General features: G+C 69.4%; 14 protein-coding genes and 2 pseudogenes. 9 read left to right on the forward strand and 7 right to left on the reverse strand.

The features are described from left to right. Positions 1-701: 701 nt before the first annotated feature. A complete protein-coding gene (locus tag ACZ4VL_RS37310) occupies positions 702-1,598 on the forward strand; it encodes a hypothetical protein (protein WP_468209429.1) in 897 nt (298 codons plus the stop codon). Between the two features lie 535 nt (positions 1,599-2,133). On the opposite strand, the gene ACZ4VL_RS37315 is transcribed toward ACZ4VL_RS37310, so the two are convergent. Beyond that, positions 2,134-3,408, reverse strand: a complete 1,275-nt coding sequence (locus ACZ4VL_RS37315; protein ID WP_468209432.1) for an AlbA family DNA-binding domain-containing protein — start codon at positions 3,406-3,408, stop codon at positions 2,134-2,136. 116 nt (positions 3,409-3,524) lie between these two features. After that, positions 3,525-3,731 (reverse strand): hypothetical protein, encoded by a 207-nt coding sequence (locus ACZ4VL_RS37320; RefSeq protein ID WP_468209434.1) that lies wholly within the window; start codon positions 3,729-3,731, stop codon positions 3,525-3,527. 369 nt (positions 3,732-4,100) lie between these two features. Between ACZ4VL_RS37320 and ACZ4VL_RS37325 the strand changes: the two genes are divergently transcribed. Further along, complete coding sequence (locus ACZ4VL_RS37325) at positions 4,101-5,441, forward strand: competence protein CoiA family protein (protein ID WP_468209437.1); 1,341 nt, start codon at positions 4,101-4,103, stop codon at positions 5,439-5,441. On the opposite strand, the gene ACZ4VL_RS37330 is transcribed toward ACZ4VL_RS37325, so the two are convergent. Continuing rightward, entirely contained in the window at positions 5,435-6,811 is a 1,377-nt protein-coding gene (locus tag ACZ4VL_RS37330) for a hypothetical protein (protein WP_468209440.1), read from the reverse strand. The genes ACZ4VL_RS37325 and ACZ4VL_RS37330 overlap by 7 nt on opposite strands. 866 nt (positions 6,812-7,677) lie before the next feature. Here ACZ4VL_RS37330 and ACZ4VL_RS37335 point away from each other — a divergent pair. The 5 genes and pseudogenes from ACZ4VL_RS37335 (at position 7,678) to ACZ4VL_RS37355 (ending at position 14,440) form a co-directional block, all read left to right on the forward strand. Further along, positions 7,678-8,520, forward strand: coding sequence for a hypothetical protein (locus tag ACZ4VL_RS37335; protein WP_468209442.1), 843 nt, complete (start codon positions 7,678-7,680; stop codon positions 8,518-8,520). Between the two features lie 265 nt (positions 8,521-8,785). Further along, entirely contained in the window at positions 8,786-9,292 is a 507-nt protein-coding gene (locus ACZ4VL_RS37340; protein WP_468209445.1) for a DUF6207 family protein, read from the forward strand. A gap of 648 nt (positions 9,293-9,940) precedes the next feature. Next, positions 9,941-10,186: pseudogene (locus tag ACZ4VL_RS37345) on the forward strand (SAM-dependent methyltransferase); the annotation flags it as partial. Positions 10,187-10,962: 776 nt separating this feature from the next. Then, entirely contained in the window at positions 10,963-11,397 is a 435-nt protein-coding gene (locus ACZ4VL_RS37350) for a hypothetical protein (protein WP_468209448.1), read from the forward strand. 274 nt (positions 11,398-11,671) lie between these two features. Further along, entirely contained in the window at positions 11,672-14,440 is a 2,769-nt protein-coding gene (locus tag ACZ4VL_RS37355; RefSeq protein ID WP_468209451.1) for a tetratricopeptide repeat protein, read from the forward strand. Positions 14,441-15,050: 610 nt separating this feature from the next. On the opposite strand, the pseudogene ACZ4VL_RS37360 reads toward ACZ4VL_RS37355, so the two are convergent. Next, positions 15,051-15,860, reverse strand: a pseudogene (locus ACZ4VL_RS37360) (replication-relaxation family protein). 386 nt (positions 15,861-16,246) lie between these two features. Next, positions 16,247-16,717, reverse strand: a complete 471-nt coding sequence (locus ACZ4VL_RS37365) for a hypothetical protein (RefSeq protein ID WP_468209454.1) — start codon at positions 16,715-16,717, stop codon at positions 16,247-16,249. 270 nt (positions 16,718-16,987) lie between these two features. Here ACZ4VL_RS37365 and ACZ4VL_RS37370 point away from each other — a divergent pair, with 270 nt between their 5' ends. Then, the gene (locus ACZ4VL_RS37370; RefSeq protein ID WP_468209457.1) at positions 16,988-17,455 is read left to right on the forward strand and encodes a hypothetical protein; all 468 of its coding nucleotides are present in this window, start codon (positions 16,988-16,990) and stop codon (positions 17,453-17,455) included. Between the two features lie 535 nt (positions 17,456-17,990). Here ACZ4VL_RS37370 and ACZ4VL_RS37375 read toward each other — a convergent pair. Continuing rightward, on the reverse strand, positions 17,991-18,317 hold the full coding sequence (locus tag ACZ4VL_RS37375) for a hypothetical protein (RefSeq protein ID WP_468209460.1): 327 nt from the start codon (positions 18,315-18,317) through the stop codon (positions 17,991-17,993). Continuing rightward, positions 18,314-20,074, reverse strand: coding sequence for a MobF family relaxase (gene mobF / locus ACZ4VL_RS37380; protein ID WP_468209462.1), 1,761 nt, complete (start codon positions 20,072-20,074; stop codon positions 18,314-18,316). Before mobF ends, ACZ4VL_RS37375 begins: the two co-directional genes overlap by 4 nt. A 220-nt stretch (positions 20,075-20,294) precedes the next feature. On the opposite strand from mobF, the gene ACZ4VL_RS37385 reads away from it, so the two are divergent. Then, entirely contained in the window at positions 20,295-20,492 is a 198-nt protein-coding gene (locus ACZ4VL_RS37385; protein WP_468209464.1) for a hypothetical protein, read from the forward strand. Positions 20,493-20,702 lie beyond the last annotated feature (210 nt).

Genomic DNA, 20,702 nt, shown 5'->3' on the forward strand with positions numbered 1-20,702 from the left:
CAGCAGCCGACCCCGCGAAAGCCGTTCTCACCCAACCTGCAACACCCCAGCTCAGCAAGCTGCTCATACCGCAACCACCCTCCCCCTCAGCGACACCCCATCACGGCCACGTCGGCCACGTCACCAGGGGGAAAGGCGCTCCAGGACAGTGACAGCAGACCGCATCCGCTGACTATGAGCGCAGGTGGCGAAGCTCTCGCAGTCCATAGTCCGGCGGCAGCCACCCCTTGCGCGACAAGCTCACCGCCGACCAACTCGCCGCCCTCGCGAAGGTGGGGGCGGACTGGGCGTGAACCGCCACCTCATCGTTGGGCGGGAGGACGCAGCCCGGGCTCCGGGACATGGGTTCCGGAGCGACATACGGCCGGGGCTCGTTCCCGGCTGGTAGACCTCATCGAGGCGATCGGTACTCATCCTGAACGGTTCGTCCCTTTTGCGCGTCAACTCCTTCTGGCACGAAGTCACGAATTGAATCTTTCATGAGTCAGCGTCCAGGATGTTAATGATCATCATCTGAAGAGAAATCACTTCGCGGCACCAATGGTCGTTCCACGTGCGATTTTCACCGTCCAGATGATTCCTACCGGGGTCATCAGTGTTCACATGGTTTCCGATAGTTCGAGCTGAGCGGAGAACCAGTCGGCCCCTGGAGCCCGAAACCAGCACCCGCCGCATGCGTACCGGGGCGCATAGTGGTCCGCGTGAACACCGAACTGACCGTGCTTCAGCGGGACAAGCCCGTGAGCCAGGACGACACGATACGGATGCTGCTGAGCGAGTCCAAGCGCTCCAGCCGTGCCGTCCCTATCCGGCGCGCCTTCATCCAGGATGCCGACCCCGGTCCCCGCCTGGTCACCCGCCCCGGCCCGTTCCCGAAGCTGCTGCGCAGTCCCGGGCGGCTGGATCTTCTGCTGCTGATCCACTGCGTCGCCGCGCGCGCCGAGTGGGGCGTGACCCGTCGCTCCGAGACCTGGGGGCGTGCGACGGGGATCTCGTTCGCCACCGACGGATCGGCGAGTGCTGCGGTCTCCCGACACCTGGCCAAGCTCCGGGACCTGAAGCTGATCGCCACGGCTCCGGACGGCCGGATGACCCACATCACGAAGCTGCTCGAGGACGGCTCTGGGAACCCGTACACACGGCCGTCGGGCAACGCGGAGGGCTCCCGCAAGGACATCTACTTCAAGGTGCCCTTCGAGTACTGGGAGCAGGGCTACTACCGGTCCTTGGACATGCCGGCAAAGGCGATGCTGTTCATCCTCATGAGCCAGCGCAGCCGGTCCTTCGTCCTGCACAAGGCCAGGGAGTACGCGCTTTGGTACGGCGTCTCCCCGTCCACGGCCGGGCGCGGCATTGAGGAGCTGAAGGCGAAGGGGCTGCTGCGCGAGTTCCTGTGCGAGCAGTACCAGGACGGCGCGTCCGTGTTCGGCCAGAGCAGCCGTGTGCGCTGGACCCTCGCCGCGCCGTTCGACCTGAACATCAACAAGCAGGAGCTCGATGCGGCGCAGGCCGCTTGGACCCTTGAGGGTATCGCCCTCACCGCCCTGCGGCTCGGCTCCCGTGTCCCTGTGCTCTCGGGGGCCGTGGCACAGCAGTGACCACCGCCGGGACGCCTTGATGTCTGCGGCTCTACGACTTCCGGCCCGCCAGGGTCGGACGCGGCGCAGGTCGAAGCCCGCAAAGGGCGACGGCCCCCTGTTCCTAGCAGGGAGCCGCCTATGTGAAGAAACCAACAGCCCACTCCACCGGGGAGGAACCATCAGTACCGACATCGAGCCTACGGGCACCTTCCAGCCGGCGTCGACCCGGCACCACCAGCACAAAATCCGGAAGCGCCGCTCCTGGCGCCGAATCCGGGTCCGGCTGCGTCAGATCCTGGACGCCGGCCTCCGCCGTCGCCTGCGCTCCCTCGCCCGCTCGGCCGGCCACGGCATCGTCCGTGGCGCGGCTGGCACCCTGGGCGCGAGCGCCATGGGATGGCTCATTTGGTGGATCCAACAGCGCTGACTGAGCGGAGTAGGTGGTGAGCCGGCCATTGTTGAGCAAGGCCGGAGACGACACGGCACGAGACCCCGGACTGCCGCGCCCGGGGCCTCGTGCTGTCACTGCTGCTTCAGCACCGTGATCAGCTGCCTACTCCGTCTGGTCCTGTGCGGGGTCGCTCAGTGCCTTCTGGAAGTGCTGCTCGACGCCGAGGGCGCGCAGCAGCGGCCCGGTCAGTCGGAGGGTGATTGCGCCGGGGGTGGCGGTCAGTTCAGCCCACGTGATGGTGGTGGTCTCGGTGTAGGTGTCTTCGTCGTAGCGGGCGGTTGGGCCGAATCCGAAGTCGGAACCGCCGTCGACGTGGGCCCGGCGTCCCTTGAGGCGGGTGGCCCCCACGGCGACGGCCCAGTTGCCGAAGTATCCGCCCTCCTTCGCGGCGGCTTCGATTAGTGCGAGCAGGCGGCGGGTCTTGACCACTGCGGCCGCCGCGATGATCTGCTGCTCGCTCTCCTTGGTCGCGTCCGACAGTCGGCTGCTGTAGAGGCGCAGTCCGCCGTCTTCACGGACGTGGAGCTCGATGGCGTTCTCGTCCCCCCAGCCGCCGCTGGGTGTGTATTCGCGGCCGGGGCCGATGTTTGGCGATGCCTTGGCTACGCCTCGCGTGCGCCGGTGGCCGTTGCTCGCGTCTCCGGAGAGGGCGGGGGCTACCTGGTGCGGGTGGAGGGCTTCGTTGATCGTCCGGGTGTGGGCCTGGGCGATGAGCTCGTTCAGGCGCTGGCCCCACTGCGGGTCGCTGGTGAACTTCAGCAACATGTCGCGGCAGGCGGCGAGGGGCTGGGCTACGAGGAACAGGTGGGATTGCTCTCCGACCCCCGCGAGTGGGTCCGCTTCGATCTGCTGCTGCAGAAGGTCCAGGGCGTCCGTGTCGGCGGAGCGGCGCCGTTCATGGAGACGTACGACGTCGGCGTCGGAGAGGACATGCTTCGTCTTGTCGCCGCGGCCGTGGTAGCGGCCGTCGACCATGTGGGGCCCGGCTGGGCTGGCGGGGATGTGGACGACGAGGTAGCCCTGTTCCTCGTCGGATGCTGTGGGGATGTCGGTCGTGACGACGGCGAGCGGCGGGTCGGGCAAGCTACGCGCGACCTGTTCGACTCTCTCGCCCAGTCCCTTGAGCGGTTGCGGGATGAGGAAGAAGGTGCGGTTCTCTTTGTCTTCACCGATTCCGATGATCAGCGTCCCTCCGTCGACGGCGAAGGAGGCTATGTCCCGGGCGAGCTCCTTGTTGTCGCCCTTCGTCGCGTGTAGGGCCTGCTTGAGGTCCAGGCGGTGGCTCTCTTCCAGGAGGCCGCCGTCGATGGCGGACTGCAGGTCCGCCTCCGTCCGGGGTGACCAGCCGGGGACTTCGGGCGACAGGTAGATCGGCATCACAGCAGGCCCTCCCAGATCGGATCCGCGGGCGCACCTGGGCGCCGCCCGCACAGAGTGAGCCTAGAGACGCGAGAGGGGTCAAGGCCCATGAATTTCGGAGGGCAGTCCTCCGCTCAGCGTGCCGCTGTGGCCGTTCCTCCACCGAACCGAGGCACGTCCTCAACACTCGCGTCCAAGCGCAGGCGCATGTAGCGCAGCGAGTGCCGGTACACGCCCCCGCGGTCGATCGCGACGTCGGCGCTGATCTCCGCGACGAGGTCGGGGCGAACAAGGTCGGCGTCGAGGGCCTCGCGGCTGCCCCACGCCGAGGAGAACTCCACCCCGGTCCACGGGTGTTCCGGGCCGGCTGCGGTGAGGTGCGCGGCGCTGCTGTTCCTCGCGGGTGCTCTGCTGCGCGAGCACGTCGCGGTCCACGTACGGGTCGACGGCGGCGAGGACCAGGCGCTGGAGTTCGTCCGGCTCCAACGCCTCCACCTCCCACTGCACCGGGCGGCGGGGGTCGAAGCCGTAGCGCCGGGCGAATGCCAGCCACCTCGAGTCACCGCTCTTGCCCTCGGTCACCGGGAGCCGCACGCGCGTGCCTGCCTCTGTCCAGCTGTCAGTGATGCGTCGTACCGTGGAAACGCGGCCTTCTTCGCATTGCTACCGGGTGGGGGACATCTGTGGCGAATGGCGTTTGGCATTCCGGATTGGGCGAGATTCTCGAACTCGACAAGGACGACCTCGGCCTCGCGGGCGCAGGCATCAGCGCGGCCGACGTAATCACGGAGCTCCTCCTACCGGTGGCCGAGCGGGACCGAAAGCTGCTCGTCTGTGTGGAGAGCAGCAAGGGGCAGCGCTGCAAGGCGGAGCTCAGCGGGGTGAAGAGCCCCTTCATGTACGTGCGCAAGCACCGCGGTCCCGATGGCGCTCTTCGGCTGCGCGCGGCGCATCTTCCCACCGTTCATGAGATGACGGCGGAGGAGAGTGACCGGCACAAGGCCATGAAGGATTTCCTGGCCCGTACCGCACAGGCGGCCGGCCTTGAGGTGCGTGTGGAGAAGTCCACCAAGCTGCGGACTTCGCGGCCCGACGTGACCATCCTCGGTGCCGGCGGCCTGGATCTGGGCTGCGAGGCGCAGTATTACAACGCCAGCGCTGGCAGTGTGCTGCGCCGTTCCAAGGCCCACGCCGAGGCCGGGCTCAGCCCGAACTGGATCACGCACGACGACACGTTCCACCTGCTCGACCGGTCCAACTGGATGCTGACCAACCAGGTCACCTGGCGGGAGATAAGCAACGCCGCCGACCTAGCCCTGGTCGGCGGATACCGCGTCCTCGCCGAGTGGCACTGCGTCGCCGCAGCCCAGCGTCCCTGCCCGGACGGCAAGGTCAAAACAGGGTGCGGCAAAGTGCACCTCCAGTGGGACACTCCCCGCCGCATGGACGATGAAGCTTCCGGATGGACCAGCTTCGACGGCGATGTCGCCAGCGTCACTGTTGGCCGCACCCTGATCGGCGCGGCCATCGGTCACATCGCACCGCTTTTCGTGCCCTCCCGCAAGGACTCACGTGCGGGCAGCCACCTGTGGGTTCCCTTCAAGGACCGGAACAAGTGGGCGGACTACCGCAGCGTTGACAGCCCTCACCTCGCGGAATCCGACATGCTGGACGACGAGATCCAGTACTCGGGCAGGGAAGCGGACACGACCTGCCGGTTCGGCGAAGACACCTGGAAACCCAGCGCCCCTCTCAAGCCGCGCGGCATCGCCAGCGTGGAGCTCGCCATCACGATCGACCAGCTGATCCCGGCACCCCGGACGGAGCTGACCCTTGACCACCAGGAGCTGGACGAACCGATTGCGCCTGCTGCTCCTCAAGCGCTGACGGCTTCTCCCCTTCACCGGGGTTCCTGCGAAACCGGCAACCCGACATGTGGCCAACCCGCCCGCTTCTACGCCGCCGGATGGCGATGTGACCCGCACCGGCCACGGAGCTTCTGGGGACCGCAGGCACTCCCGCACTCTCAAGACGTCGATCCGCGTCAGTAGGCGCCGTACGGGCTCCAGCCGCGGAGGAACGGCTTCAGATCGTCGGCGCGGGGTTCGGGGATTTCCGGGAGCCGAAGCTGCTGAAACATCGGATGGGCACGGGCCACGTGTTCCGTCGCCCACCGCATCCACTCTTCAGCGGCCGTTCGTTCCGGTCCAGGTCGAATCGTCTCCACGTGCGCACGGGCGGCCTCCAGATAGTCGCCCAGGCGCGTCGCGCGGCGCCAAGCAGCCTCCTGCGATTCCAGCCGTCGTACGCGGTAGTCCTCGGCGTACTGGTCGCGGGCCTCGGCCATCGCGGCTTCCCAGCGCAAGTGCTTCTGTCGCGCCTGCTCAAGATCGGCCAGGCGCTTACGCTTGGCCGCCTCACCGCGCAGCCCGATCTCATGGACGATCTCTGCGAGCTGCTCTTCCAAGAGGCACTCGGAGCTGTCGACCCACTGGGAGCCATGGTGCCACTGGCCGCCGCTGAGGTCGATGCGCAGCCGTTCGGAGGGTGTGTAGTCGTACCGGGGGATCCTGACCCAGGAGGACTTCTTGGCTTCCTCTAGTTCCTTGTCCGTCGCAATGTGCTCGCTTCGGCCCTTTTCCTGGACCACTCGGAACTCGACCGTCTGCCCTTGGGCTTTGATCGTGAAGTGCGGATCGTGCGGAAGACGTCGGCTGTGCTGCGGCCCCGCGCCCACGGTGCCGGCGGCGCAGGTATGGCCGTTGCGTTCGACGGCGGTGAGGAGCGCGTGCACGATCCGTAGAGCGCGTTGCTGGACCGGGCGCGTCAGTCCGAGCGGTTGTTTCGCCTTCTGCATCGCCTGGACGACAGCATGCGGGCGGGTCAGCCGTGCCGGTACGGCCACCGGTTCCAGGACGGCCAGGCGCCACTCGGGAATGTCCACGAGCTTGATCTCGACGCCCTCACGGAGCCGCTGCCAGTGTAGCTCCTTGGTCTTCGGGATCCGTCCGGATCTACTCGCCGAGGCGGCACGGCTCCACCAGGCATCGGCGTCAGGGCCCGACTTCAGAATCCTGTTGCCGGCTGCCTCCAGCTCCTCCAGGAGCTGGTCGGTGTACGTCTTACGCGGCTGCTGCGGAACACCGGGTGGCGAAGATGGCGCGGTGACCTTGGGCAGCCGGGGGATGGGAAGCGCTCGCGTCGGGGCTTTCGGTGCAGGGTAAGTGCCATGGGCCAAGTAATGGCTCCCAGCGTCAGTCAGCACCGCAGTCCACACCCCACCGCGCCTGGATACCTTGACCAGCCCACGGTTCTGCAGAGCCTGACAGCTGGCCTTGTAGGTGGGGGCGGCCCCTTCGGGGCAGCCCTTTCCGACCCACTCCAACACCGCCAGCTGCCGTTCGTTGAGTGTCTGCTTCACGCCGTGCCTTCTACCGGTCGACAAGTTCGGCCCGGATGCTGCCAGGGACAGAACCAGTCGGTGTGCCCTACCGGAGCTGATTAGCCCGAAAGGATGCGCTCGGCTTCCTGACCGACCTTGGCGGCCACCGCCATTACAGCGCCCTCAACCCCGACCAGGTCGCCACCCGCGGGCCTGGGCCGAGCTACTGGACCGTGAGGCCCGCTCGGGTTGGAGCAGGCCGCAGCCGGCCGGCGTACGCCGCGCCGGTTTCGCAAGGCCGACGCCGTCGACGCCCCCGCTTCGCTGCTGACCACGTCGACAACCTGTCTGGGGCACACCACGATGTCGAATGGGCGCAGTTGCACGCGGTCGGCAAGGGTCGGCTCTCTCCTGTTGCCAGGCTCCGGGCGCAGCTGGCCTGAGCTCTGCGGCCCGGCCTTGATGGACGAACCTCTTCCCCTCGGCTATCGCGTGGGTAAGAGGTGTCGTTTTCCGAGGGGGGCTTGCCCATGGTCTCTGACCTGCACGAATGCGAGATCATCAGAGCCGGGGGGTCCCACTCCTGGTCACACCTGCGGTCCCCCACCTAGTGCACCCCTGCAGCCCCCTGTGCACGCAACCTCCGGTGCAACCCCATGCCTCTCGTGTGGCATACGGCCAAGCCGGGCTGGGCAAGCCCCCGGCAGCAATCCGGCGGAGGGCAGCCGTCGCTTGGCTGGCCGGTCTCTTGCGCCTGGGGGGCGGGCTGTCCGACCGTTTGGGGATCTGTTGTGCTGCTCGGGGGGAGTACGGGTTTGGGGAACAACCGGGTACGGCTCAGCGGTGGTGCGGCCTGGCAGACGGATTTCCGTCGCCGGACCACGGGCCGGGCCCCCAGGACCGCGATGGAGATCGCTACGATCCGCCGCACGCTGAACCACACGCTGACCGAACTGCAGCGGGCCATCGACCGGTACGCGGTCGCGGTTGCCGCCGACCTGTACGCCCTCGCGTGGCAGCAGGCCGCCGGAGCTCCGCCGAGCGAGACCCGCGAGCAGCGGGCCCAGCTGAAAGACCTCAAGGAGATTCTGGGCTCGCGCCGGTGGCAGGAGGAAGAACGCCGCCAGGCCGCCGCGGCTCCCCCACCGTCCGTACCGTCACAGGCCCGGCCACTATCTGCCGCGCCCCGCGTACTGCCGGACGCCGCACGGGCCGGTGAACCCGTCGTCCGGTCTCCACGCCGGAAGCCGTCTTCGTCTCCTGCACCCCGGCGTTCCTCCGTACCACCCGTCCCGGTATCGGTGCCGACCCCGATTCCGGCCCCGGCCCCGGCCCCGTCGCCGGTCGGGACACCGGTCGTGAAGGCCCGCACGCCGCGCAGGCAAGAGCCGGCGCTCCTGGAGACCGGACAGTTGTGGGAGATCGCGACCGAGTTGCGGCCGCTGCTGGAGCAGACCGCCCGGGCCGGCGCCACCGTCACCTGGCCCCAGATCCACAAACGCCTGCCTGGCCTGCCCCGCCTGCACGCCGACGACCAGTGCGTACTTCTGTGGCTCGTCGACGAAGACGGGCGGAAGGGAGAACCACTCCTGTCCGCGCTCGTCACCGTCGGAGACCGCCAGATGCACCCCCGGTTCCCGGCCGTCGCCGAACAACGCGGCTGGGCGGCCCCGGTCGGCACCCGCCCGGACACCGCATGGAGTTACGAAGTCCTCAAGGTCCACCAGCACTGGCGCCACCGACGCTGACCCGCCCGGGGCCCCAGGCCCTGGGCAAGCCCATCATGCGGCCGGGCTTGCCCAGGGTCCCCTCGGGCTTGCCCAACCCACGGCTCCCACAAAGGCCAGGCGACACCCGGCACACCGCACCGCAGCGCCACCAGGGCTGCGACGGGCGCCCCGACAGCATTCTGCCGAGCGATGCCCGCGTCCGGAACCAGGCTTCGAATCCCTCGTGCGGGTGGAACCGAAGCAGCTGGCGAACCGCCTCCGGTCCCGCGCCGTCGCAGCGGACATGAAGCCGATCGACGAGCAGCACATCGCGGAGCCCGGCCTGGTGGTCCTGGACATCACCGGCGGGGATGAGGACACCGTCCGGGCCGTCATGACCGCGCTGGAAGAACGCTGGGCAACCTCCGGCATCAGCCCGGTACGACGGGACTGGCGAGCCCGGTGTCCGGGCCCGGATCTACGCCGACGTCCTGCGCCCGGGGCGGGAAGCCCCATAGGCCACGGCCCCTGGGCAAGCCTCCTCGCGGAGGGCTTGCCCAGGGTCGCCTCGGGCTTGCCCAGGTGCTCAGGCTTGCCCGGCCGCCGGCGCCCACAGGGGGTGAGCACGCCCGGTGCCATGGCAGTGGGAGCACAGTCCGCCGCGGGCGTGCTGTGCGCGTCGATGGTGGTGACGGCGTCGCGCAGGAGGTGGGTGAGGCCGTCCACGTGGTCGGTGTGGAGGGCGAGCTGGTGGCGCTTGCCGAGCAGGATCTCCAGCGCGGTGCCCGGCGCGGCGGCGCCCAGTTCGTAGGTGATGCCGCGGGTGACCGCGGTGATCAGATCGTGGACGTGGCCCATCGTCTCCCCGCCGGACAGCTCCACTCGCGCGGTGAAGGCGACGTCGCCGGGCCGGGTGAGGGAGAGCAGCGCGTCGGCGCGCTCGAAGGGGACGAGGCGCCCGACGGGTTCGGAGTGGGTCTGGCGGAGAGCGGCGAGGGCGTGCCACATGTCCCCCGCATCGCTGGGAACGGGCCCGGGGTTGTTCTGCTTGTTGCGTCTCATGGCTCCGGTGTACGACCGGCGAGGAGGCGTCGGCCGGCCCCGGGCCTCCGCGTCCCAGACGGTGCCGCCACAACCTTGGAAGGCATCCCGCCCTGCGGGTCCGGAACCTGGGCAAGCCCCCGCGGCGAGGGCTTGCCCAGTGCCGCATCAGACAACGTTCGCCCTGTAGTACCGCTGGAAAGCTCGTCGAAATGGTCTCCTCGTGGCAGCCGAGGACGGCCCGTTCCGGCCCGTGACGACTCACTGGGCGGACGCGGAGTCGGGGGTCTGGAGTGGGTTGCTCGCCAGCGCCCTCCGAGGCCCACAGCAGCCCGTTCCAGCCGCCGCCATATACCACCTGACCTGGCCTTTTATCGTCCTCGATCCTATGATCGGCATCGGTCGAAAGGGGGGCCGGATGGACCGGACCGTACGCACCGTCGAGGACGTTCTCGCGCTCGTGGACGGGCTCTTCGCATCTGAATCCGAGGCTGGCCGCTTGGCGACGGGCGACGGTAAGGGCTTCTGGGACCGCTTCTATGCCGACCGGTCACGGCCGGTCCCGTTTTTCGTGTCGAAGCCGGACGAGAACCTGGCTGCCTACCTCGACCAGGGCTTGGGCGGGCACCGTGCCGGTCCAGGCCGTCGCCGCCAATCCCCGTGCTGGCTCTGCGGCCGCGCCTGCGATCAGCACCGTTCCTGAGGCCGTACCCGCGCCGGCCCTTCCGGCCCGGCGGGCTCCCGACCCGCAGGGCCGAAGGCCTGGTACGACCGCTCCATAATCCCGCCCCGCCCTGTTCGTCGGGTACCCCGCACAGGGCGCACCGGGCGTGCGTCACCGCGACCGAGGCTCGCATCCTGAACGGGAGGCCCTCCACCATTCCCTGTGCCATGACCAACCGCAGCCGGGTCAGGGCGGGCATCTGCGAAGCGGCAACAGGGCTGGCGGGGGTGGGGCGGCCCGGAGGTACTGCTGCCCCCAGAGCGCTCTGAGCCCCGGGCCTCACCCGCACACGCCCTATCGGCACGGGGTGCCCGGACCTTAGCTTGATCGGCAGCCCGCCGAGAGGGCTGCCGATCTTTTGCCCCGCCTGCCGCCGCCACGCGCGGCCGCTGGCGCGGCGAGCACTGCCTCCACGACGGAGCTGGGGACGGGTCACGAGTCCGGCAATCAGCCAGCTCTGCCACGACACCTACCGGTAGGTCGCCGGTGGAAGGTTCGCTGACTGGTGCAGGGAATCGGCCGGAGGGCCCGCCTGGCTCCACGCGAAGATTCGCCGGCGGAAGGCCGCGCGAGTCTCGCACGCACGGAGAGCAGGGCCCGATGTGCCCTTGCCCATGGCCCGACGAAGGACTTGTCCAGGGCTGTCGATACCGTGCCCGGCAGGTCTACCTTGGGCCAGGACGGTCAGCGGTGCGGGGATCGAAGAGGTGGGTGGCGTGGAGGCGGAGCTGGTGGGTCTGGCGACCTCGGGGGCGACGGCGCTGGTCGGGCTGATGGTCACGGACGCCTGGTCCGGGGTCCGCGACCGTGTTTCCCGTTTCCTAACCCGGAGCACCACCCCGGGCGGCGGTGACGACGGTGACGGTGGAGTCCAGGCCGTGGTGGCCGGGGAACTGGAAGCCTCCCGGACGGAACTCGCCGCGGCTCACGCGAATGGTGACGACGCGCTCACGGCCGACATCGAAGCCCAATGGCGGATCCGGCTGCGACGCCTGCTGCTCCAAGACCCGGCCGCGGCCGATGAACTCAGGTCCCTGCTCTCCGAGCTAGCCCCGGCCGAAGACAGGGGCGGGCGTACCGTGCGGGACATCGACCTCCGGGGCGCCACCGGTGTTCAGTTCGGCGACCACAGCACCCAGCACATCTACTAGCCTGTCCGCCCCGCCAACCCGGCGGCCGTACCACGCAAACAGCCCGGTCGGCACGCCGGAGGATAGGCAGCCGAAGGAGCATGATCAGCGTCTGCCAGCCGGCCGCGTGCAAGCGTGAACCGGCCGGTCCGGGCGCCAGCAGCATGTACCCGTCCCGCGACCGCCGGAACGTGGCTGCGGGATCTTTCGCTTCCGAGGGGGATGAGTGGCGGATCTACGAGGTGCCAAGGGTGTGCAGTTAGGTGACGGGGGCACCCAGCACATAGTGACCCATGTGACCGTCGAGCATGCCGAGCAGGTGGTACAGCACGCACCGGCACCGGTATCGGTGGCGGGAACGCTGCCGCGGGACGTCACCGGGTTCACCGGTCGCGAGGACGAACTCGAACGCCTGACCCGGACGGGGAGGCTGGGTGAGGTGGTGGTGATCCACACCGTGGATGGCATGCCCGGCATCGGAAAGACCGCTCTCGCAACGAGGGCCGCGCATCTGCTCGCGCCCCGCTTTCCCGACGGGCAGCACTTCATCCGCCTCCACGCCCACTCCCTGGGCCGAAACCCCTCCGACCCCTCCGATGCGCTCGCGGTGCTGCTGGCCAGCCGTGGGATCGCGCCCCAGGCCATTCCGGCGGGCCTGGACGAGCGGGCAGCAATGTGGCGCGACCACGCCGCCACGAAGAAGCTCCTCCTCGTCCTCGACGACGCCTCCGACACCGACCAGATCGAGCCCCTCCTCCCCGCCAGCCCCGGATGCCTCGTGCTGGTCACCAGCCGACGCCGCCTCATCGCCCTCGACGGAGCCGACCCCATGCCCCTCGACACCCTCCCGCCCGACCAAGCCGCCCTCCTCTTCACCCGCCTCGCGGGCCGTACTCCTGCCCAGGGCGAGGACGAGGCCGTGGAGGAAACGGTGCGGCTATGCGGGTACCTGCCGCTCGCGATCGCGCTCCTCGCGGGCCGGCTCGCCCACCACCCCACCTGGACCATCACCCAATTCGCAGCCGAATTCGCTGCCGCCCAAGACCGGCTCGGGGAACTCGAGGCCGGGAACCGGGCCGTCACCGCCGCCTTCGACCTCTCCTACCAAGACCTCCCACCCCAACGCCAACGCCTCTTCACCCGCCTGGGCATCCATCCCGGCAACGACATCGACGCCTACGCTGCTGCCGCCCTGGACGACATTCCCCTTAACCAAGCCCGCCGAGAACTACGCGCCCTCTACACCGATCACCTGATCGACGAACCCGCCCCCGGCCGCTACCGCCTCCACGACCTCATCCACACCTACGCCCGAACCAAAGCCTCCTCAGACCCTGGCCGGCACGACGCCGAACAGCGGATCCTCGACTACTACCAACACACCAGCCTCCACGCGGACACCCTTACCTCCAGCTACACCCGTCCCCAGACCCCGACCCTCACGACTCCAGCCCCACAGGCCGCCCCGACACTCGCTACCCAGGCAGACGGCATGGCTTGGCTCAGGACCGAACGCGCCAACCTCATCGCCGCCATCACCCACGTCAAGACCACTCGCCAGCGCAACCGGACCATCGCCCTCTCAGTAGGCGTCACCGCCCTTCTCCGCCAGGACGGGCCCTGGGGCCAAGCTGCCGCTCTCCACCGTGAAGCCGCCACCACGGCAAACCAACACACCCACCCCCTCGACCAGGCCAATGCCCTCAACGGGCTGGGGGTCGTGTGGCGGCTACGCGGCGACTACGAAGTCGCCTACACCCACCTGGAACAGGCTCTCGCCCTCTACCGCGAAATCGGCAACCCCCTCGGAGAAGCCAACACTCTCAACGACGTCGGGGTCCTGTGGCGGCTACGCGGCGACTACTACAACGCCACCACCCACCAGGAACAGGCCCTCACGCTCCACCGCGAAATCGGCAACTCTCTCGGAGAAGCCGCTGCCCTCAACGAACTCGGGACCGTGTGGCGGCTACGCGGCGACTACTACAACGCCACCACCCACCAGGAACAGGCTCTCGCCCTCTACCGCGAAATCGGCAACCCCCTCGGAGAAGCCAACACTCTCAACGATCTCGGGATCCTGTGGCGGCTACGCGGCGACTACGACAACGCCACCACCCACCTGAAACACGCCCTCACCCTTCACCGCGAAGTCGGCAACCGCTATGGAGAAGCGATCACTCTCAACGATCTCGGGATCCTGTGGCGGCTACGCGGCGACTACGAAGTCGCCACCGCCCACCTGGAACAGGGCCTAACCCTCCACCGCGATGTTGGCCACCGCTATGGAGAAGCCAATGCCTTCTACATCCTGGGGATCGTGTGGCGGCTGCGGGGTGACTACGAAGTCGCGAACACCCACCTGGAACAGGCCCTCACCCTCTACCGCGAAATCGGAAACCGCCTCGGAGAAGCCAACACCCTCAACGAACTCGGGATCCTGTGGCGGCTGCGGGGCGACTACTACAACGCCACCACCCACCAGGAACAGGCCCTCACCCTCCACCGCGAAATCGGCCACCGCCTCGGAGAGGCCAACACCCTCAAGAACCTGGGGACCGTGTGGCGGCTGCGGGGCGACCACGACAACGCCACCACCCACCAGGAACAGGCCCTCACCCTCCACCGCGAAATCGGCCACCGCCTCGGAGAAGCCGCTGCCCTCAACGAACTCGGGATCCTGTGGCGGCTGCGGGGCGACCACGACAACGCCACCACCCACCAGGAACAGGCCCTCACCCTCCACCGCGAAATCGGCCACCGCAACGGTGAGGCGGAGGTTCTCAATGAGCTGGGACGAGTATTCACGGAGGCACGAGGCCCTGCTGCGGCCATGAGCGTGTATAAGGAGGCACTGAAGATCGCGAGAGCGCTCTCGCTACCCCTGGAGGGGGCGCAGGCTCTGGAAGGTATTGCCCGCTGTCACGCCAAGGCGGGGAACCGGGAGGCGGCCCTGGTCGAACTCCGGGAAGCCTTGACGGTCTACCGGAGACTCGGTGTTCTCGAAGAGAGGGATGCTGCTCGCTTGTTGGCTGAGCTGGAAGGCGGAAGCCAGCCTGTGTAATCTGCCGGTCTTGGCGCAGGGGGTCTAACAGATTTCGGGACTGACCAGCCTTCACGCCCGACACGCTCCGGTCCTTCGCGAGCTGCTGGCGCCCTGTCTCAGAGGCTCTGGCCAGCCTGGCCGGGGCCCGCCTGGCCCGACGGATGCGAGTGTCGGTGGCTAAAGACACTCTGTTGAGCTTCTGCGAGCCTCCGACCACGAGGAACCCGGCACGGTGCGGGTCCTGGAGGTGGACAGGTTCACCTGCATGTTCGCCGCCCTGCCGGATGTCGGGCCCCCACGTGGGTACCGAAGGAGCGCCTGCAGTGCGCCCCCCAAGGAATCCACTTCGGCTTGCCCAGCAGGGGAACGTGACCGGTCAGCGGGCCGGGCGTGACCGATCCGGATCCCGCGATCGGTCAAAGAGCACGTCAGCGCCGTGACCGGTCCCTGCAACTCCCGAACGGCCGGTGACCGGTCATCGGTCACGCGTCATCGGTCACCGCGCCCTGGCCGTGAAGGCCGCCGGTGGCCGTGCCCGATGCCGCCCTGCCGACGAGCCCCGGCCGGGGTGGGCAAGCCGGTGCACTGGGGGCTTGCCCAGGCCCCCCTCGGGCTTGCCCAGCACCAGTCAACGGCCGACCGCTTCGGGGTAGCGGGAGCGGCGCCGGTGCGGGTCGTCGACGCCGATCTCGTACCAGGGCTCGCCGCGCTGGAGACGGGGCAGGGTGTTGGCCCACACCGCGATGGTGATGCCCCGGACGGCGGCGGTGAGCGCCTGGAGGCGGTTGTCGAGGAGGTGTTCGGCCTTGCCCGCCAGGACGACGTGCAGCCGCGGGAAGGTGGTGGAGCGGGTGTAGCGGTGGCGCTGCCAGAACGGGTACGTGCTGCCGATGGTGCCGCGGGCGCCTTCCCAGACGCGGTGTCCGGCGTATCGCTCGTAGTCCCAGACCTCCTTCGCGAGGTGGGCTCGGGACATGGTTCCGTTGTCGAGTTCGAAGAGGCGGACCTCGCTGGTCTTGGTCGGCACGGCGAGGACGGCGTCGGCGTTGAAGGACAGGCCGGTCTCTTTGATGGCGTGGTTGACCTCCACCTGCCAGTCGGTCAGGTACTCCCGGCGCCCGCCGAGGACGGTTTCGGTGTAGGCGAGGATCGTGTCGGTCACCGCAACGGCGTGCGGGCCGAACCCGGCTCGGACGGCCTTCGCTCAGGTGCCGGCCTTCGGGCGTGCCGGTAGTTCGTTTCCGTCGGCCAGAGCCTTCTGCCCGGCCGGGGTGAGGTTCCAGATCTGGTGCTTGCCGTCCTTTCCGTTCGTCTCCGCCAGCCCCAGCTTCGCCAGTTCCGCCATGGCCCTGCGCACATACGACCGGCCGTCTGACCCCTCCCCCGTGATCACCTGGGCCATCTGCCGGACCGTGGCTATCCGCACGCACCCCAGCATCCGCAGCGCATCGGCCCGTACTTTCCCGGCCGTGGGAGTGGACTGCTTCCCCTTCGCTGCTGTCTCAGGGGTAGGGAGAGAGGTGTCAGCGTGCCGGGCAGACCCCTTGCGGGCGGTGTGAGCTGCGGTGATGGGCACGACGTTGGAATGTTCACGGCACTGGACGCGGCACTGGAATCCGGGCCGTCTCCAGGGTGCTCGGCACCCCTTGACCAGGTCCGGTGCGGCTCCGGCTCGGGCTGCTGCCGGGCGCTGCTGGCGTACGTCATGGTCGGGCTCCTCACGCAGGTGGCGCGGGGGTCCGGATGGAATCCCCCGTCACTTGCTAGAGGTGTCGCGGAAGTCGAGGGTGTGACGATCCACCGTTCACCGTTACCGAGCCGTGATCACCCGGCGGGCGCCGCGCAGAGCTCGGAGACGATCGCGAACGACGTCGTCACCATCGGCACAGCCATGGCCGGCGGCATCACCGCGTGGGTGGTCTGCCCGTGCGCCATCCCGTTGCGGATCTGCCGACCATAGTCGAGGTACTCCGCCTGGCGGGCGGTCAGGATGCCGGTCTCGGCGCCCGGCTTGATGAGCTTCTGCAGCGGCTTCTTGCCCGCGCCCGGGATGTGGTCGCGCGGCACGATCTCCACCGCGATCAGGGAGTGCATGACCGCCACGGTGGAGAACTCGTAGCAGTAGTACGACTGGCGCAGCAGCTCCCGGGCCGTGCGCAGGACGATCGCCGCGGCCTCGGGGACGCCGTCGGGGACGACCAGGTCCTCCACGAGGTCGTGCATGTCGGCGTACTGGCCGACGAAGTAGTGGGCGCGTTCGTCGGGCACCGGGAACGGGAGGCGCTGCGTGGTCATCTGCGGAGTCTCCCAGCGACGTGCCGGGTCCGGCAGCGGCTTTTCCCCGGCCGTTGCTCAGCGTGCCGGGACGGAGATTTCTCCCCTCTCAGGATGGGCGGTTTGTCGCTCCTGGCGGACCAGGTCAAGGGGAAACGCGCTGCCGTCCGAACCTGGACAAGGGGGCGGGTGGTCACCGTGGGTGCGCGGACTCTGTCCACAGGGCCGCTCCTCGAGTCTCGGGTCCTGGGGCCGGCGCGATCCGCGCTGGCCCGTACGTGAGGAGCAGTCATGCCCGAGACCACAGCCCTGCCGCTCGCCCCGATGTCCCCGCACGCGGCGATCAGCGCGTTCAGCTACCTCCGCGCCGTCCAGGCCGGGGACGTCGAAGCAGCCCGCGAGTTCGCCGGCGCCGAGCCGCGGATGACCGAGCTGCTCGTCGACGTCGTCGAGCGGATCGTCGTCCCCGTCACCGCCCTGCCCGGCCCGGAATCCGGCGAGCCGACCACGGAGATGTTCGCCCTGGAGGCTCTCGGGCAGGTCCTGGTGACCACCCTGCGCACCTGGGCGCAGGCCGGGCCGGACGCGGCGCAGGGCCTCGCCTGCGCCGTCATCGACTTCGTCGTGCAGTTCCTCACCGACGACCACGAGGACGTCGCCGAGGTCCTGCGCCAGCTGGAGGCGGTGGGAGTGAGCCAGGCCCTCGATGCCCACCCCGCACCGGACGGTGCCCACCTGGTGCGCCTCTCCATGGTGTAGTCCGCACCGGGACGGCGGTGGTGCGCACCGCACCGCACCGCACCGCACCGCACCGCACCGCACCGCACCGCACCGGGCCATGATGCGCACCACCGTGCACCGCACCAGGTGCGCCTCCGCGTTGGCGGTGCCCTATCACACACCCCCTTGACCAGGCCCTGATCGGCGGCTACAACCTGCTGTGTCAAGGAGAAACGTGCCGGTGGACAACCTGGTCAAGGGATGGAGCCGACCCCGGTCAAGGGGTCGGCCGAACCTGGACAAGGGGGTGGCTCGTGCTGGGCGGGAGTGCAGGTGCGGCGCACCAGGTGCGGGCGAGAGTGCGGATGGTGCGCATCCGGTGCGGTGCGGGCCATCGTGGTGCGTCCGAGAGTGGAGTCCACCGTCAATCGATGCGCACCGCAGTGGACTCCCCCGGTGGAGGCCACTGAGTGGGGGCGCCCACTGAGTGGAGGCCACTGAGTGGATTCCACTCGATGGGCTCCACTCAGTGTCAGCATCGGGCGGTCCACTCGGTGGACGGTGCCCGGCGTCGTCACCACAGCCAGGCGTTCGAGTGCCGCATCCGGGACAGGGCGCGGGCGTCGCGGCGGGCGGCGGCGCTGCCGATGCGGTTCTGCCGGGGCCGGGGCCGGCGCGACTGGGCGCCGTAGAACCGTCGGACACCGGCCGCCTTGAGGCGCTTGCGCTGCTTGGTTATCTCCTCCTTCTTCGCCTTGATGGACTTCGGCTTCCGGGGTCGCTTCCAGATCGGCTGCCAGTCCGTCGGCGGCGGGTACGCCTCGGCGCGCTTCTGCGCGTCCTCCTTCAGCCGGGCGGCGACGGCTTCGATCCTCGGGTCCGCGGGCGGCGTGGTGGTCATGCGATTCCTCCGGTGGGTGGTGTCCGGCCCGGCGGGGGCTGGACAGGCTGCTGGGGGCGCGGCGGCGGGGCCGTCGCCGGGGCGGGCTGTGGTGCAGGGCGGCGGGCGGCGGCTCGCTCCCGGATCCCGACCTGGAGCCGGGCGACCATCTCGGCGGCGACGGCCTCCAGCATCCTGCTGGTCAGCTCCACCGCGGCGACGTCCGTCATCGGCTCCAGGTCCCGGCCGGCCCTCCGCCCCGGGCGCAAGCTCGGACGAGGGCTCGGAATGGTCGGCACCGCGACGGTGCGCGGCCGGGGCCGGGAGCTCAGGCGGTCCGCGCGGCGTAGTGCGTGGACGCGGACGGTCAGCGCCCCGGCGGCGAGACGGGCCCGCTCGTACGGGGCGGCGGACCGCTTCCGGGTCAGCGCGCGCAGCACGGCCTGGTCCTCGGTGTCGTGCGGGTACAAAGCGCGCAGGTCGGCGGTCATCATCCGCCGGCTGGCGGGGCGGGTGTAGCTGTCGATGGCCGCCTGGGCTATCTCCTCGTCCAGGCCGGGCCGGTGAGGTCGGCCTCGCAAGACGTAGGAGAGGTGACGGCGGGCTTCGGCGAGGAGGTGGTGCCGTTTGAACCCGCCGCGCATCACGTACACCACGGCGGCGACGTTGACGGCCGCCAGCGCGATGTCGACGACCGGGCGCACCCGCGCCCATATCGCCGCGGCCGCTGCTCGGGCGCGCTCCGCCAGCCCGGCGACGACGTCGGCTCCGTACGCCCGGCTCGCCGAGTCCCGCCAGGCGGCGCGCAGCTGGGAGAGCGAGCGCAGTTCCTTGCGCTTGGGTGAGCGGGTCTGGTCGGCGGCCTGGCAGGCCAGCGCGTAGGCGACCCGCTCCCCCGGCGCGTGCCCCTGCCGCTCCTCGTACTCGGCGGTGAGGACGGGCAGCGCGTCCTCGATCTGCTGGCGGCGGGTCGACTGCCAGCCGATGAGCCGCCGGTCGATCCCGGCGATCTCCATGACCGGGCGGCGGCCGGGCGTCACCTCGCGCGGCTCCCACGCCCACCCGAGCCGGGCGGACACCTCCTCCATGAAGTACAGGGTGTAGAGGGTGTCGGCCGCGACGATGTGGGCCATCAGCGAGTCCGCCGACAGATTGCCCCACTTCCCGTCGTGCGGCCGCCGGGCGCGGACGGACACGACCGCGTGAGCGTGAAGGAGCGGCCTCGATTCCGTGGCCCTGGACTCGTAGTGCCGGAAGACCGCGACGATCAGCCCGTCCTTGACTCGGGCGCGCTGCTTGCCGCCGGCCTTAGAGCGGATCTCCGCGACCGACTCCTCCATCCACGCCAGCGTCTTGTCGCGGGCGACGTCGTCGCACAGCTCCAGCACCTGGCGGTGCTCGTCGTCCATCAGGGCCCACGCGAGGTGAGCTGTCGGCGGGGGCCGGAACGTCAGGTCGAAGGCGAGCCAGGGGGTGCGCTCCTTGGCCTTGTCGGTCTTGGGTGAGCGGTTGTGCTCGATGGGCCTGCCGAGCACGGTTGCCCGACGGGCCTGCGCCGGGCTCTTGCCCTGCGCCAGGAGCCTGCGCTCGATCCGGTCGGCGTCGGGGTGCCGGCCTTCCCCCAGGAGGAGTTCGGCTTGCCGCTCGCTCACCACGTCCCCGGCCGTCAGGCCGAGCGCGGCCAGGCCCTGGCCCTTCCACACGCCGGGCGGGACACCGGCTTCGTCCTGGGCGGCGAGCAGCGGCGTGCCCGCGGAGCGGTGGCCGTCGCCGACCATCACGCCCACGGAACAGGTAGCGCACCCCGTTCCCGGGGCGAACTGGCGACATGCTGATCATCGGCCCATGGAACCCCGGTTCTGACCTGCACAGAAGCGCGATCCGGGGTGCTTCCCGCCGGGCGGGAGGCCATCACCAGATCTTTACCTCAGCGCCCGCCAGGCGGGCCGTCTGCTCAGCCCGAGACGGTAAGCCACCGACCTGTGCACAGTCCCCCGCATGTTGAAGCAACTGATCTACGCAGACCCCTGCCCGCTGTGCTCGCGACCGATGGAACCCGAGTTCCGCAGCGTCGGCCGCTCCGCCCAACAGGACCACCCCGCCCGCACCGACTTCCACCGGTACCACTGCGTCGGCTGCGAGGCGGCCCGCCCCCAGGAGTTCTACGACGCGATGCGCGCCCTCTACGAGAGCTGAATCCGGACCGTGCGAATACTGCGCCGCAAACACACGAGCCCTACTAGGGCCTGTGTGATGTCGTGATCAGTTCCCGGGTTCTGTCCTCCTCGCGGGTGGGACCCGGTAGGACTGTGGTCGTGACTCGCAGGCAACTTACCAATGCCCAGTGGAAGTTCATCGAGCCATACCTGCCGATCGGTAGGTACGGCCCGTACCCCGAGCGGTTGC

Source organism: Streptomyces sp. NPDC029014, assembly GCF_055564695.1.